Origin of the sequence: Streptomyces atroolivaceus, from assembly GCF_000717025.1 — a bacterium.
Lineage (GTDB): Bacteria > Actinomycetota > Actinomycetes > Streptomycetales > Streptomycetaceae > Streptomyces > Streptomyces atroolivaceus.
The window spans coordinates 30,797-45,246 of the sequence record NZ_JNXG01000006.1; the positions used below are offsets into that span (position 1 = coordinate 30,797).

13 protein-coding genes are annotated in these 14,450 nt (G+C 68.9%); 6 read left to right on the forward strand and 7 right to left on the reverse strand.

The genetic code is table 11. The annotated features are described in order from the left end of the window. Window positions 1-310 precede the first annotated feature (310 nt). Complete coding sequence (locus OO67_RS39290) at window positions 311-520, forward strand: hypothetical protein (RefSeq protein ID WP_033300487.1); 210 nt, start codon at window positions 311-313, stop codon at window positions 518-520. Here the strand turns inward: OO67_RS39290 and OO67_RS14870 are convergent. Beyond that, a complete protein-coding gene (locus OO67_RS14870; protein WP_051709399.1) occupies window positions 498-1,328 on the reverse strand; it encodes a TetR/AcrR family transcriptional regulator in 831 nt (276 codons plus the stop codon). The genes OO67_RS39290 and OO67_RS14870 overlap by 23 nt on opposite strands. 158 nt (window positions 1,329-1,486) lie before the next feature. On the opposite strand from OO67_RS14870, the gene OO67_RS14875 reads away from it, so the two are divergent. The 5 genes from OO67_RS14875 (at window position 1,487) to OO67_RS14895 (ending at window position 6,662) form a co-directional block, all read left to right on the forward strand. Next, complete coding sequence (locus OO67_RS14875) at window positions 1,487-2,512, forward strand: hypothetical protein (protein ID WP_033300491.1); 1,026 nt, start codon at window positions 1,487-1,489, stop codon at window positions 2,510-2,512. A 1,203-nt stretch (window positions 2,513-3,715) separates the two neighbouring features. Further along, window positions 3,716-4,108 carry an SGNH/GDSL hydrolase family protein gene (locus tag OO67_RS14880; RefSeq protein ID WP_033300493.1) on the forward strand — a complete coding sequence of 131 codons (393 nt, stop codon included), beginning with the start codon at window positions 3,716-3,718 and terminating at the stop codon, window positions 4,106-4,108. 81 nt (window positions 4,109-4,189) lie between these two features. Next, complete coding sequence (locus OO67_RS14885; protein WP_208861018.1) at window positions 4,190-4,753, forward strand: flavin reductase family protein; 564 nt, start codon at window positions 4,190-4,192, stop codon at window positions 4,751-4,753. A gap of 50 nt (window positions 4,754-4,803) precedes the next feature. Further along, a complete protein-coding gene (locus OO67_RS35675) occupies window positions 4,804-6,000 on the forward strand; it encodes an acyl-CoA dehydrogenase family protein (RefSeq protein WP_051709400.1) in 1,197 nt (398 codons plus the stop codon). Between the two features lie 407 nt (window positions 6,001-6,407). After that, window positions 6,408-6,662 (forward strand): hypothetical protein, encoded by a 255-nt coding sequence (locus OO67_RS14895; RefSeq protein ID WP_033300494.1) that lies wholly within the window; start codon window positions 6,408-6,410, stop codon window positions 6,660-6,662. A gap of 122 nt (window positions 6,663-6,784) precedes the next feature. On the opposite strand, the gene OO67_RS14900 is transcribed toward OO67_RS14895, so the two are convergent. The 6 genes from OO67_RS14900 to OO67_RS14925 form a co-directional block, all read right to left on the reverse strand. Beyond that, window positions 6,785-8,776: an acetoacetate--CoA ligase gene (locus OO67_RS14900; RefSeq protein ID WP_051709402.1), complete on the reverse strand. Its 1,992-nt coding sequence runs from the start codon at window positions 8,774-8,776 to the stop codon at window positions 6,785-6,787. A 49-nt stretch (window positions 8,777-8,825) separates the two neighbouring features. Next, window positions 8,826-10,058, reverse strand: coding sequence for a GDSL-type esterase/lipase family protein (locus OO67_RS14905; protein ID WP_033300496.1), 1,233 nt, complete (start codon window positions 10,056-10,058; stop codon window positions 8,826-8,828). A 38-nt stretch (window positions 10,059-10,096) separates the two neighbouring features. Continuing rightward, window positions 10,097-11,749, reverse strand: a complete 1,653-nt coding sequence (locus OO67_RS14910; RefSeq protein WP_033300498.1) for a bifunctional 3-(3-hydroxy-phenyl)propionate/3-hydroxycinnamic acid hydroxylase — start codon at window positions 11,747-11,749, stop codon at window positions 10,097-10,099. 61 nt (window positions 11,750-11,810) lie between these two features. Then, entirely contained in the window at window positions 11,811-12,770 is a 960-nt protein-coding gene (locus OO67_RS14915; RefSeq protein ID WP_051709404.1) for an amidohydrolase family protein, read from the reverse strand. Between the two features lie 59 nt (window positions 12,771-12,829). Continuing rightward, window positions 12,830-13,606, reverse strand: coding sequence for an HpcH/HpaI aldolase family protein (locus OO67_RS14920; protein ID WP_033300500.1), 777 nt, complete (start codon window positions 13,604-13,606; stop codon window positions 12,830-12,832). Beyond that, complete coding sequence (locus tag OO67_RS14925; protein ID WP_051709407.1) at window positions 13,603-14,448, reverse strand: cupin domain-containing protein; 846 nt, start codon at window positions 14,446-14,448, stop codon at window positions 13,603-13,605. Before OO67_RS14925 ends, OO67_RS14920 begins: the two co-directional genes overlap by 4 nt. Window positions 14,449-14,450 lie beyond the last annotated feature (2 nt).

Here is a 14,450-nt window from a genome sequence, read left to right on the forward strand (position 1 = left end):
CTCGGGGCCTGGATCGTCTGCGAGGACGAAGCCGGCTCCTCGATGACGCACCGGCCGCACGCACGTGGAGTCGACGCGGGACCACGCCGGTCATCCGGGTCCGCGGACGCTCCCAGCGCCGCCCTGTGCTGCTACAAAGCCGGGAAACACTCCCGCCTGATCTACCGGCCCAAACGACACACGGACCACAAGGCCGGGGGCGCAAGATCCTCGCCTGGACCGAGTACCGCGACCTCCTCATCGCTGCGGCAACTCGGCGCACCTATCGTCTGGGTCTGGAACAACCTGAACGTCCACAAAGACCGCCCGCATGTGGGCCTTCATCGACGCTCTGGGCCTGGACAGTCTCCTGGCGGGGGTGAACAAGCTCCAGCGGGTGTGCGCGCCGAAGCTGTTCTGGGACGTGTCGGAGAAGCTGGTGGCGGGCGCGGGCGTCGAAGGAGCACCCCTCGGACCTGCGAGCGGTGGCCAGGTGAACTCGCTCTTTCGGAAGCGGGTCAGTTCCCGCAGGGCGGGGTGACGGCAACGGCCCGAAGGAAGTTCTGGGTGAAGGTCTCCAGGGTCTCGCCGGTGTCCGGCATGTCGGCACCGGCGACCGGGCCGATGGCGGGCCGCATCAGGAAATGGAAGACAACCGGGCTGGTCAACTGCTGGATGAGCAGGATCGGAGGCAGATCGCGGATGCGTCCGGCAGCGGTCTCCTCGGACAGCCATGTCCCGATCCCGGTGATCAGACGTGGATAGTTGCGCCGGAACATCGCCTGGACGCTGTCGTCACCCGGACGGGCCAGCGCCTGGGCGAACAGGGCGGGCATGACACGGGGTTCGCGGCTGAGCGCCTCGGCCAGGAGCCGGTGGATGCGGCGGACGGTGGCGTCGAACTCCTCACGCGGGCCGGCCAGGACGTCCTCCACAGCCAGGACCGGGCTGTAACGCTCGAAGACGGTGTCCAGCAGCTCGTCGCGTGAGCCGAAGACGGCGTACAGGCTGTGCACCGAACACCGGGCCGAGCCCGCCACCAGCTCGAACGTCACCGCGTCCAGACCGCGTTCACTGATGAGGGCGGCCGCGGCTTCGACCGCACGCTCTCGTACGGGCTTGCGGCCGCCAGGGTCCACGCCCGCCCCTCGCACGGCCTCGTCCAGCGTGCGGCGGGTGCCTCCCAGGCGGCGCATCAGCGTGCTGCGGGAGACACCGGCCTCCTGGGCGATGGCGAGGACCGGGACGTCGGCCACGGGAGCGCCCCGGATCTCGGCCGCCCGCAGTGCGGCGTCCACGATCTCCTGGGGGACCGGATGGGACCGGGGTTGAACTTCACCGTTTGACATACGGATAAAGGTACCCTGTACTCGTTACTCGGTCCACTTGGCGGGGTTCTCCGCACGGCCGCTGCCCTCGCGCCCACCTCACTGCCTGCGACTCCGGACCGTCCCGCAGGTCTGGTCCCACGGTTCCCGCCCACCCCTCCGACAGAAACAGGCACTTCATGTCCAGCCCTCGCGCCTCCGGCGCAGAAGCCGCGACCGCACCAGGCGGCACGGCACGGAAACTGATCGTCGTCATCCTCGGCCTCGCCGCCCTGGTCACCCTGATGCTGTGCGCCTTCGCACTCCCCAGCGTCAACGGCGGCCCCCACCAGGACCCCGTCGGTGTCAGCGGCCCCGCTCAGGCCACCGCGGCCGCCGAGAAGAAGCTCGACGGCGACGCATGGACCGTCACCGTGTACGACTCGCCGGACGCCCTGGAAAAAGCGATCCACGACCGCGACATCATGGGCGGCATAGCCCTCAGCGCCGAGGGCGTCGACGTCTACACCGCAACCGCCGCCGGCCCCTCCACCGCCGGCGCCCTCACCGCGCTGGGCAACACGCTGGCCGAACAGCAGCAGGCCCAGGCCACCGTCCACGACGTGGTGCCCTTCCCCGAGGACGACCCCCGAGGGGCAGGCTTCACCTCCGCCGCCCTGCCGATGATCTTCGGCGGAATGATCCCCGCCATCGCCCTCACCCGCCTCTTCCCCGGCCATTCCGGACTGCGCACCCGCCTTGTCGGCGTCCTCGCCTTCTCGCTCGTCGCGGGCGCCGCCGTGGCCACCTTCCTCCAGTTCGGCACCGGCTCCCTGGACGGCAACTACTGGCTCACCTCCCTCGGCCTCTCCCTGGGCATGGCCGCCCTGTCCACCACCTTCATCGGCCTCGAAGCCCTCCTCGGCTTCGGCGGCCTCGGCGCCGGCTCCGCCGCCATGATGCTCCTGGGCAACCCCCTGTCCGGCCTCGCCACCGGCCCCCACTGGCTGCCCGCCGGCTGGGCCGCTCTCGGCCAGATCCTCCCGCCGGGCGCCTCCGGCAGCCTGATGCGCGCCAACGCCTTCTTCGACGGCACCGGCGCCCTGGTGCCCGCCCTGACCCTCACGGCCTGGGTCGCCCTTGGTCTCGCCCTCGCACTGATCGCCGACCGTCGCGGCAGGAGCCCGCGGCCGGCCGCCGCCCAGCCCGAGATGTCCGCGGCCTGAACCGGCCTCGACAGCGCCTCGGCGTTGCCCCGGGATTTCCCGGGGCAACGCCGAGCAAGCTCACACGCCGCCCTTCGTCCGGCCTGCCCGGACCCTCGGCCAGGAACTCGCCTCCCAGCTCGACGCGCTCGCGGAACACGGCATCCCCCAGGACAAGATCTTCAGCGAGAAGATCGGCACTCGCGTCCGGGTCCGGCTCCGGTTCGAGGGCTGAGCACGCCAGTACACGCTGACGCACCCTACGAGGCTCGGCGGGGGCGGCGGACGGCACCGAGATGTTGAAACGAGCGGCCGCCGATCCTTCGACACGTGTTTCGCGACCGCTATCCCGCGACCCGTAGCGCTCGTGTGCGACAGCCGCCGTCATCCTGCAACGCCAGCCCACCTCGCGCCGAGACCTCACCACAGCCCTCGTCTCCCCCATCGCCCGACGATGCCCTGGCGCACCAGCAAGTCCTCGCGTGTCGCTGTCCTTCACGGACCCGCCACGGACGCACCCCGTCGCCCGCGACCGCCTCTCGGTCATCGAGAGACACCTGCGCCTGCCAGTTCCGGGAAAGGGCCGAGGGCGGCCACCGGCCATCACGCCATCCTCGCGAAAACGGCGACACCACGCCCGCCGATTCTTCGGCTCCGCCGATCAATAGCACCTGCATTTCTCGTTGATGAGCCCTCAGCAACGCACGAGGATGGTGTGACCGCCACCGCCTGTCGCGACAGCGCCGGCCGCGTGACCGAGTACCCGAGGCTGCGGGCCACGTCACCTGAGACATCCGCGCGCGGCGAGAGGTGCGGCCATGCCGCACGTCGTCATGCCCTCGAGAGGAAATCATGTCCACCGCAGCTAATGCCCTGGCCAAGGCCAACTGGGTCGCACCTGGGGGGACCCGTCGCTCGCCACACGCCCGAGACCTTGAAGCCGATCCGCAACCAGACTCTGCGCCACCGGGTCGAGGCCAGCATCGATGGCGAGGCGGTGCGCATCTTCATCTCCGACGAGTACGGCACCCGACCGCTCTCCATCGGAAGTGCGTCGGTGGCGACGTCGACCGCCGACGAGGTCGAGAGCACGCCGGTGCCACTTCTGTTCGGCGGTCAGGCGGGCATCAACATCGCGATCGGTGCCACAGCGCTCAGCAACGAGGTCGACCTGCCGGTCAGCCCCGGACAGTTCCTGCTCGTCAAGGTGTACCTGCCGGGAGAGTGCCAGCCGAAGGTCGCCCTCTGCTGTCCTCCGGGCTGCCGACGGATCACCCGCTGTACTACCCCGAGTGGTGGCGGGCCGACCTGTCGTCCGAGGGCGACTTCACCGACGCCGTCGGCCTGCCGGACGCAACGCGATCCCACCACATGCCCTTTCTGTCGCGCGTCGACGTGCTCGCTCACGAACACGTCACGACGGTCGCAGTGCACGGCACGTCCTTCACCGACGGCCTGGACTTCCGTGGAGTGCCGGCTCCTGGCTACTACAGCGAGCAGAAGGAAGCCATGCGGGTCGAGCTGAACGACTGGATCCGCGACTCTGGCGACCTGCCCATGCGCGACCCCGAGGACCCCGGTCAGTTCACCGACGAATACCGGCACAGCAGCAAGTAGCAAGTACGGCCCCAACCAGGCCGGGCACCGGGCGATCGCCGCAGCGATCGATCCGGCGATCTTCGAGGAGGAAACCACCTCATGACCACCGATGCATCCATGCGCCGCTCGCCCGATGCACATTCGACGCCCGCGGCAGACGCTCTCAGTGGCCTGTCGGCGGAGGAGTTCAAGCTCGCCTTCCGCAACCACGCGGCCGGCGTCTCGGTGATCACGGCCGAGGGAGCAGTCGGGCCGGTGGGTCTGACGGCCACCTCCGTGTTCTCGGTCAGCGCCAACCCCCCACTCCTGGTCTTCTCCATCTCCTCGATCTCGTCCTCGGCGCCGACCATCCTGGCGGCTGACACTCTCGTGGTGCACCTGCTCGGCGAGGGTCAGCTCGACATCGCCCAGCTCTGCGCCACAAGCGGCATCGACCGTTTCGCGGACACCAGCCGGTGGAGTCGCCTGATGACTGGCGAGCCCTTCTTCCCGTCGGCGCACGCCTGGGTGCGCGGGAAGGTCATCAACCGCATGGAGGCCGGCGACTCGACGGTGATCGCCGTCCACGTGGTGCAGGCCAAGGTGCCGACCACGCCTGAGGCGCCGCTCGTCTACCACAACCGCACCTGGCACTCGCTGGGTCCGCACTCGCAGCTGCTCTGACAGGGACGACCCCCGCACGACCATCATTCACACCATCGAAGGAGAACCTTATGACCGACGTGCTTGCCCCGGTCGAGACGCCCACCTCGCTGCTCGACACCATCCCCACCCTCGAGCCGGTCATCCGAGCCGGCCTCGACGACCTGGAGCGGGGCATCCTCCCCGCCGAGATCATGCGCGCTGTCGAGGAGGCCGGCATCCTCGACGTCTGGATCCCCTCGAAGGTCAGCGGCAAGGAAGCAGACCCCGTCGACTGGTTGAAGGCCGTCGAGGCGATTGCCCGCATCGACGCGTCGGTTGGTTGGGCCGTCATCGTCCTGTCGGGGCACGTCCGGCTGCTGACCGTCGACCACTACACGCGCTTCAGCGAGCTCACGGACGGGCGAGTGCTCCCGGCATTCGCCTCCGCTCCGCGCGGCCGCGCCGTGGCTGTGGAGGGCGGGTACCGCGTGACCGGACGCTGGCCGTTCGCCAGCGGTTCCACCTACGCGACCTGGCACGGTGGCGTCGCCACGGTGGTCGCCGAGGACGGAACGCCCCAGATGGCGCCCAACGGCCTCCACCCGATGATGATCCAGGTCATGTGGCCCGCGGACCAGGGCAAGATCGTCGAGACCTGGGACGGGCTCGGCCTGCGCGGGACGGCCAGCCACGACATCGAGGTCGAAGACCTGTTTGTGCCGGACGGCCAGGCCCTCCTCGAGCCGTTCCCGCTCCGGGCCGAGCACGCGACGGAGCGTGTCCGTGAGCTGGGCGTGCTGGCCCACGGGACGCACGCGCTGGGGCTAGCCCGCGGCGCGCTCGACGAGTTCCAGCGCATCGTCGCCTCGAAGCCGATCCCCGGATCGCGCAGTGCGGCCGTGATGGGTCACACGGAAAGCCACCGCATCGCCTTCGCCAAGGCGGACGCGCTGCTGCGTGCCGCCCGCAGCCTGCTGTACGGGGCGGTCGAGGACGCCCTGGTGGCGGCCGCGCACGACGAGCTCCCCATGGACCACCGCGTCGCGGTCCGGCAGGCGAACATCTTCGCCGTCCGGTCCTGCCGCGAGGTCGTCGACGAGATCTTCAAGATCGCCGGTACCAGCGCGGTGTACCGGGGCCGTGTCATCGAGCGGGCCTTCCGCGACATGAGCACCGCCGCCAACCACAACCTGCCGCTGGAGTCCAGCTACGAGTCGGTCGGCGCCTACATGCTCACGAAGAACTCCAGTGAAGGACCCGTCTCGGTTGGGACCCCGTTCTTCTGATCCTGTACCGCCATAGACGCGCCCGCCGGACCTCTGGTCCGGCGGGCGCGTCTGTCTTTGCCGACCGCGTGACGCCCGACGCTCGGTCCGCCGAGACGTCGAGCGACCTGCCCGGCCCCGGTTGGACCGTGCAGACGTCGAGAATCAGCGGCGATCCGCTGCAGACTTCGCGCCGTGTCGGCGTACTTGCGAATGTGCTCAACGAAGTACAGATAAACGTGCTCAGTTGGAGCTCGCCCATGACGGCGTTCAGTGCACGTGCGTCGACTGCCGACCACCCTGGGGCTCGGCTGACCTTGTCTCGGACTTCAAGGAAGCTGCCGCCTGAGCTGGCCTGCAGGCCCGGTCGTAATTCCCGGCGCGGGCGTTGACCGTGCCCATAGAGTCCTGCCTTGATGAAGAGACGAGTGCAGTTCACCGAGCAGGTCGCGCGGTTCCGTGACTACATGCCGGCAGAAGATCGAGAAACGTTCCTGCGTCTGGTCGGCAGGATCGCAGCCGAGCCAGAGGGCGCTGGCAGCCATCTCACCTATACGACCGATACAGTGACCCGCTCGGTCTGGGAGGACCACGTCATGGTCCAGTACGTCGTAACGAGCTTCTACGTGGTCTTCATCGAACTCGACATCTACGACGCGTCGCGTGGCTTCAACGAGGTGTAGTCGGCACGAGACGGCACCGATCGCCGATCGGTGCCGTCTCGTGGGTCAGGTGTCGCCGGGCGAGGCACTGGCCTCAGCACATCACCAGCTGAGCACGTTCACCCGTACACAGTTGGGTACGTTCACGTGTACGCGGACACGCCGTCCCGGAAGCGCGCGAAGTAGCGCAGGGCCTCCACGTCGTCCACGGTGTCCGAGCCCACGATCCGGTTCAGGTCGGCACCCTGCACGATGCGCTTGACGGGGATCTCCACCTTCTTGCCGGTCCGCGTCCGAGGAATGGCCGGGACCTGGATGATGTCGTCCGGTACATGACGCGGTGAGGCTTGGGTCCGGATGGCCCCGTTGATACGACCCCGCAGGTCGTCATCGAGCTCCGCACCGGCGGCGAGGACGACGAACAGCGGCATCCAGTACCCGCCGTCGTCCAGCTCGGCCCCGATGACCATGGCGTCGTCGATCTCGGGCATGTCCTCGACGACCTGGTAGATGTCGGCGCTCCCCAGACGTACGCCCTGACGATTCAGTGTGGCGTCCGAGCGGCCGGAGATGGTGACCGAACCACGCTCGGTCACCGTGACCCAGTCGCCATGACGCCAGACGCCGGCGAAGGTGTCGAAGTAGGCGTCGTGGTACCGGGAGCCGTCCGGGTCGCTCCAGAAGAAGACCGGCATCGACGGCATGGGCTTCGTGACGACCAACTCGCCGACCTCGCCGACGACGGACTCCCCCCGCCCGTCCCACGCCTCCATCGCAACTCCGAGCAGCGGTGCCGACAGCTCGCCCGCCCAGACGGGCGTGTTCGGGGCACTGCCGGCGAATCCGCTCACCACGTCCGTCCCGCCGCTGACCGATGCCACCTGCACGTCGGCGCGGACGTGGTCGCGCACCCAGAGGTACGAGGCCTCCGGCAGTGGCGCGCCGGTGGACCCGAGCATGCGCAGCATCGACAGATCACGGTCGCGACCCGGCTCCAGACCTGCCTTCGCGCATCCGAGCAGGTAGCCCGGGCTCACCCCCAGGACGGCCACGTCGTGATCGGCGGCGATGTCCCACAGGCGTTGAGGTCCGGGATGCGCGGGGCTGCCGTCGTAGAGCACGATCGTCGCACCCACCATCAGGCCCGACACGACCATGTTCCACATCATCCAGTTCGTCGTGGTGTACCAGAAGAACCGGTCCCCGGGTCCGAGGTCGTGGTGAAGGCCCAGGAGCTTGTGGTGGTCGAGGACGACACCGCCGTGCCCGTGGACGATCCCCTTCGGCACGCCGGTGGTGCCCGAGGAGTAGAGGACCCAGAGGGGGGCGTCGAAGGCGACCCGAGTGAACTCCAGCGGCGCCTCCTCGCTGAGGATGGTGTCCCACTGGTGGCTGTCGGTCGGGACTTCCGACGTGCCGAGGACCGGCACGTGGACCGTGGCCTCGAGGGTCGGAAGAAGCTCCCGAAGCGCCGCGGTCTCGTCCGACCGGTCGTGCGTCTCCCCGTTCCAGGTGTATCCGTCGGCGGCGAAAAGGACCACCGGGGCCAGCTGGGCGAATCGAGCGGCGGCGCCGGCCGCGCCGTAGTCCTGGCCGCAGGTCGACCACAACGCGCCGAGGCTCGCCGTGGCCAGGGACGCCACGACGGCAGGCTGGCCGTTCGGCAGGTAACCGACGACCCTGTCGCCCTGCTGCACACCATGGTCCCGGAGCCAGCGCGCGACGCTCGCCACCTGGAGGCGCAGCTCGTCCCAGCTGGTCGTCTCCGTGGACCCGTTCTCGGAGATGGCCACGATCGCCGGCCCGGCGCCGGCGTGGCGCAGGGCGTGCTCGGCGTAGTTGAGCCGGGTCCCGGGGAACCACTCGGCCCCGGGCATCTCCGAGGCGCCGAGGGACAGCCCCCGCTCTCCCTCGGAGACGATGTCGAAGAAGTCCCACACCGCAGCCCAGAACTCGCCTATGTGGTCGACCGAGTACCGCCAGAGGTCGCCGTAGTCGGGGTAGGTGGACCCCGTACGGCTGCTCAGGAACTCTGAGAACTGCGTGATCCGTGACTGGTCCACGTCGGCCGGCCGCGGAGACCAGATCGGGTCTCGCGCACGGCCGGGACCGACGGGTGTGGTGCTGCTGCTCATGACGTCCTTCGGTGTCGATGGGGCGACGCGGAGCCGACCGGTCGGACTGCTACTGCAAGACCGCGGGATCGATCGACGCCGCGATGGCGGCGTGTCCCTGGGGGTTCGGACCGTAGAAGTTGGCGCTGCGGTACTGCTCGCGGTACTGGCGCGTGTCCTCGGGGTCGCGCATGAGGGCGTCGATGTCGATGACGCCGTCGAACTCACCGGACTCGAGGATCCAGGCGTTGATCTCCTCGCGCAGGTCGTCCTTCTCGTCGCTGTAGTAGCCCGGCGCCGGAACCCCGCGGAACGGGGGCATCGTCGCGGCCAGCACCTTGACCCCGCGGACGTGTGCCTTCGCGATCAGCTGGCGGTAGGCCGCCTTGAGGGACTCGGCCGTGACCGGGAGCTCCTCGCCGTCCGAGGACTCCGAGCGCGAACCGTCGGCATTCAGCGAGCGGGCTCCCGCCGTCGTGATGTCCTGACGTGCCTCTGACACGATGACGTGGGAGATGCCCGGCAGTGACAGCACCTCCCGGTCGAAGAGCGTCACCACGCCCTCGCGCCCGGAGGGGGCATGTCCGCGAGACATGCTGCCCCCACGCGCGGACAGGTTCACGATGGAGAACCGCTCCTGTCCGGGCTCGGTGTTCCACAGGCGGGACAGGTGGTCGGGCCACACGTCGAGACCGTCGGTGTAGGTGGTCCCCAGCACGGCGACGGTGCTCACGTCGGCCAGCGCCAGGACGTCGACGCGGGACAGGAAGGGCAGGTGGACACCGGGGGTGGCGCCGGGGAGCCCGGTCACGTCGGTGAAGTCGCCCTCGGACGAGAGCTCGACCCGCTCGAAGTCCGGCAGGGCCACCGCGAGTGGGTGGCTGAGGGGTAGCTCGGGCCCCTGGACCAGCACCGCGCTCTCCGGCTTGGTCTCCACCGGCAGGTACAGCTTCACGAAGAGGTGCTGCCCGGGATCGACACTGAGCTCCACGTCGTTGCTGAGGGCGACCGCACCGACGGCCACGTCGATGGAGCTCTGCCCTCCGAAGGTGAGCGGAGCGGGCTGCCCCTCGTCGCCGTCCTGGTCGACCGTGGCGATCGACGCGGCACCGATCCGCAGCGGCGAGGTGCCGTACTCGTTCGTCAGCACGACCCGGACGGCCCGTCCGCCCACGCTCGCCTCGATGCGGAGGCGGAGCGTCTTCTGCGCGATGGGCTCCATGGCGGCCGGGTGACGTGCCACGGGGCCGGCCCAGGTGGCGACCCAGTTGTTCGAATCGAGAGTGTTGGCAAAGGTGGACATGATGTCCTTCAACTTTCGCGTGGAGGTGGTGGTGACGGTCAGTGCTGCGTGGCGAGTCGGTCGCCGAGGACCCACCCGTGGGAGGTCAGGGCGTCCTTCAACGTGTCGAGCAGGTCCGGGACGTCCTCGATGGTGGCCGCTGCGCCGAAAACGTAGTGATCCGGCCGGACGAGGAAGGCCCGTCGGCCCGTGGCCTGGAACCAGGTGTCGTAGTCACCGTCGATGTCCACGTAGTGGTTCGGGCCGGCGGCGCGGGAGACGTGCACGCGCTGCAGGCCGAGCTCTTCGATCAAGAACCGCTGGTCCTGATCGAGCATGCTGTCGGGCACCGGGTGGCGGGTGATGAGCTTCCACCCGGGCTGCAGGAACTCCTCCAGCAGGTCGACCCGCCCTTCCCGACCGACTCGCGCTTGCAGTGCCGGGCGGCCCTCGGCCGGGATTGCCGCTGGGTCGTCACCATTTCGCACCACCCCGGCACCGATGCGCGGGAACGCAGCACCGGGATCCGGCATGTCGGAGCCCTGGAGCTGGCCGTGCTGGAGGTCAGCCGCTGCCGCTGCTGCCGGGATGACCATGGATCCCATGGCCATGGCCATCCGGATGATGCCGACGGCGTGCGAGGAACGCTCGCTCTCGTAGGTGTCGAGCAGCGTCTGGTCTGCTTGGCCGCGCAGGACGGCATCGAGCTTCCAGGAGAGGTTGGCCGCGTCGCGGATGCCGGCACACACCCCTTGACCCATGAAAGGGACAGTGGTGTGCGCCGCGTCCCCGATCAGCAGGACACGGCCGTCGCGCCACCGCTCGGCGACAGTGCACTCGAACGTGTAGATCGAGTTGCGCACGATGCGGCCCATGACCGGCTTCAGGCCGAACTTGGCGAGGAACGTCCAGGCGGTGCCCTCGTCCTCGAGGTAGGCCCGAGTCCCTTCGTCCCCCAGCTTGCAGACCTCCACTCGCGAGATACGTCCACCGGTCCAGCGTCCGAAGGTGACGATGACGTCGTCCTCGATCAGGTGCCCCGACTCGCCGAGCGGGACCTCCACGTCGGGGTCGTCGTACTCGAAGTCGATGGCGAGGTCCGCGAGCGCGGGGAATCCGAGATCCTGCTTGGCGATTCCTGCGTTCTGACGGACGAAGCTGTTGGAACCGTCGGCGCCGAGCACGAACTGCGCCTCGATCGTGCAGTCGGCTCCGTCGAGGCCGTCGCTGTCGCGGACCACGAGGCGAACCCCGTCACCCGACTGCGCGATGTCGACGGCCGTGGCGTTCATGATCACCTCGACGCCGAGGTCGCGGCCGCGCGCGTCGATCACGTCCTCGACCTCAGGCTGGTGGAACAGGTAGCTCTTGTGCCACCCGGAACCGGCGTCGCCGTCCTTGAGTGCCGCGAGGACCTCGTTCGTCGAGGAGACGGCCTCGTACGAGTTCATCCTCCGGACCAACAGCTCGACCTCGCGCGCGATGCCCAGCTGTTGGAACGTGCGCATGGTCTCGCCGTCGAAGTGGCCGGCCCGCGGCTTGTCGTAGCGCTGGGGGAAGCGTTCGACCACGACGACGCGGTGCCCCGCCGCGGCGAGCAGCGCAGCGGCGGTCATCCCGACCGGGCCGTACCCCACGATGGCGACGTCGCACTGCACGTTCTCCGGAAGCACGCGCGCGCCGGCGCCTGCAAGAGTGTGTTGATGGGACATTCAGATCCTCCTGGATGGATGTCGCGCCCCGAGGACGACCGGGGCGGAAGGGTTGGACCGGTCAGCCGTTGGCGAGCCGGGGAAACAGCTGAAGCGCGGTCTCGCTGTCGATGGACGCGCGCTGGGCGTCGTCCAGCGCGTCGGACTTCACCAGGTGCTCGATGTTGCGCGCGATGAAAGCTTCCGGCGCAGCCCCGTAGTCAGTGCCGAACACGAGGTGGTTGGCATCGGCGACCTCGAGGGTCGGCAGGAGCGAGTGCGGGCTGGCAGCCAGCGCGACCTCGTAGTAGAGCCCGCGCAGCACCTCCTCGACGTGCTGTGCGTCGATGTCGGCGTCGCCGGGGCCCTGCCCCATGCCGAGGTGCTCGGAGATGCGCCATGCAAGGGTCGGGAGGACTCCGCCGTTGTGGGCCAAGATCAGCTTGAGACCGGGGTGGCGCTGGAAGACGCCTGTGAGGATCGCGTTCGTGACATTGCGCGCCGTGTCCATCGGGAACTCGATGAAGGATCCGACCCGGCCCAGGTTGAGGTCCGCAGCGTGGATGCAGTCGTTCGGGTGCATGAAGACCGGGACCTCACGCCGAGCCAGCTCCTCGATGACGGGCTCCAGGAACGTGTGCCCCAGGTAGGTCCCGCCGACGTTCGACGACTGCGCGATGCCGTCGAGGTGCAGGACGTCCAGGGCGTACTCGATCTCCTCGAGCGCGGCGTCCGTGCTGTTGAAGGGCAGCGTCGCGAAGGCGCCGAAGCGACCGGGGTGCGCGCTGACGACTTCGGCGAGCGTCTCGTTGAGCTCTCGGATCAAGGGGGCCGGGAACTGTGGGTCTGCGGCGTTGCCACGGAGGCTGAACGGCAGGGAGAGCATCTGCGTCTCGATGTCGTGGCGGTCCATGAAGTCGATGGCGTCCTCCGCCGACCAGAACTTGATCGGGAAGTTCTCCGGGATGAGCCCGGCCTCCTTCAGCAGCCTGAAGCTGACCTCGCCCATGTAGTGGCTGTGTACATCGATACGACTGGCCATGTTCGGCTCCCTTCCTCGCTCTGGTTCGTTGATCGTTTCTGCGCGGGTACGCAGTGAGTTCATGTGCCCGCTACCGGGCGTTCGGTCTCGTCGCGCACGGCATGCACCAGGGCGCGGGCGGATGCTCCGAGAAGGGAGGCATCATTGCTCGCGAGCACGAGGCCGAAGCCTCGTTCCGCCAGTCGCGCCGCCGTGGCGGCGTGTGCGCCGGTCGCGACGGCGCAGGGGACGCCGTGCGTCAGACACTGCTCGAGGGCGGTGTGCATGTACGCCGCCACCTGCGGGTCGTCCATCGCCACACCGAGTGACATCGACAGGTCGGCGGCACCCAGGAGCACACCGTCTGCCGCCTCGTGCTCGAGGATCTCCGGTAGTGCGGCAAGCCCTGCTGCGGACTCGATCTGGATCACGACGCAGGCGTCGTCGCCGCCGTCGAGATACTCCTGCGGGCCGCGCAGGTTCCACGCGCCCGCCCTGGTGGTCGGGCCCATCCCCCGACGTCCGCGAGGTTCAAATCGCGATGCGCGTTGCACCGCGACCGCCTCCTCCAGCGAGTCGACGTGCGGGACCACGATGCCGAGAGCCCCGAGGTCGAGGCACCGTTGGATCCACGACGGCGAGTGATCGGGCACCCGCACGAAGGGGATCAGGCCCCGGCCCAGCGCGACGCTCACGAGCGCGGACGCCGTCTCGATCGACAGCGGCGAATGCTCAAGGTCGATCACGACCAGGTCCAGGCCTGCCTCCGCCATGAGCTCGACGGACTCCAGAGCAGGGAGCTTGACCCACGTGCCCAGGGCGGCACGATCGCCGGGCAGGCGGGGGAACCCGTTCATGACACCGTGACGGAGTAGTTGCCGGCGTTCAGCACCCACCCCCTGTCGATGAAGTCGCGTCGCACAGGGCAAAAGATGTCGACCAGGCGGTTCATGCCCTGGCCTACGGCCTCACTCGTGTGGACCATCGGGGGCGGGATGATCGTCACCGACGGGCTCCCGATGCTGCGGTGCTCGTCCTCTCGCCACTGGTTGCGGTTCGGACCCCAGGGCGTGCGGAGGTGGTGCACCCACTCGCCGTCGAGCGCGAGGGAGCACTGCTCGAAGTCGTCGTGGTGGTGCGGCGACAGGGCCTCCGGGTCGCGCGGTCCCTCCTGGAGGGGCAACAGGTTCACCAGGAACGTCTCGGACTGGAACATCGTGCCGAACCGGCCCTCTTCGGGCGGGTGGTCCGACAGGAGGAACACCTCGGGACCGTTCGCTGCCTTGACCCGCTCGGCGACGACGACGCCGGCCACGCGAGGATCCGCGCGCTGGTAGCTCGCGTTGTTGACGGCGCGGGCGGCACCGCGCGCGTCCCGGATGTCGGCCAACCTGATGAATCGCATCGATCGGCGGGTCGCCACCTCGGCCGTCCCCCGGGGAAGAACAATGACCGCTGCCTCGGTGACACGGACCTTCTGGCCGTCGAATGTGATGGAGAGGTCACCGCCATCGTCCGGCACGATCAGCACGTGCTCGACGTCCGAGTCGTAGACCATGAGGTCCGCGGCCTTCGCCTCGACGTAGTCGAGCACGTAGTTCTGACCGCGCGACGACCACGACCTGCCGCCCCCCTCGGTCGGCGTCGGAGGCTCGCTGTGGAACTCGACGTACTGGGGCGCCGAGATCGCTGTGGTCACGT

What these genes read in the sequence shown, in the direction of transcription:
- OO67_RS39290 (WP_033300487.1), top strand. Translation starts at nt 311, where the DNA reads ATGTGGGCCTTCATCGACGCTCTGGGCCTGGACAGTCTCCTGGCGGGG.
- OO67_RS14870 (WP_051709399.1), bottom strand. Translation starts at nt 1,328, where the DNA reads ATGTCAAACGGTGAAGTTCAACCCCGGTCCCATCCGGTCCCCCAGGAG.
- OO67_RS14875 (WP_033300491.1), top strand. Translation starts at nt 1,487, where the DNA reads ATGTCCAGCCCTCGCGCCTCCGGCGCAGAAGCCGCGACCGCACCAGGC.
- OO67_RS14885 (WP_208861018.1), top strand. Translation starts at nt 4,190, where the DNA reads ATGACCACCGATGCATCCATGCGCCGCTCGCCCGATGCACATTCGACG.
- OO67_RS35675 (WP_051709400.1), top strand. Translation starts at nt 4,804, where the DNA reads ATGACCGACGTGCTTGCCCCGGTCGAGACGCCCACCTCGCTGCTCGAC.
- OO67_RS14900 (WP_051709402.1), bottom strand. Translation starts at nt 8,776, where the DNA reads ATGAGCAGCAGCACCACACCCGTCGGTCCCGGCCGTGCGCGAGACCCG.
- OO67_RS14905 (WP_033300496.1), bottom strand. Translation starts at nt 10,058, where the DNA reads ATGTCCACCTTTGCCAACACTCTCGATTCGAACAACTGGGTCGCCACC.
- OO67_RS14910 (WP_033300498.1), bottom strand. Translation starts at nt 11,749, where the DNA reads ATGTCCCATCAACACACTCTTGCAGGCGCCGGCGCGCGCGTGCTTCCG.
- OO67_RS14915 (WP_051709404.1), bottom strand. Translation starts at nt 12,770, where the DNA reads ATGGCCAGTCGTATCGATGTACACAGCCACTACATGGGCGAGGTCAGC.
- OO67_RS14920 (WP_033300500.1), bottom strand. Translation starts at nt 13,606, where the DNA reads ATGAACGGGTTCCCCCGCCTGCCCGGCGATCGTGCCGCCCTGGGCACG.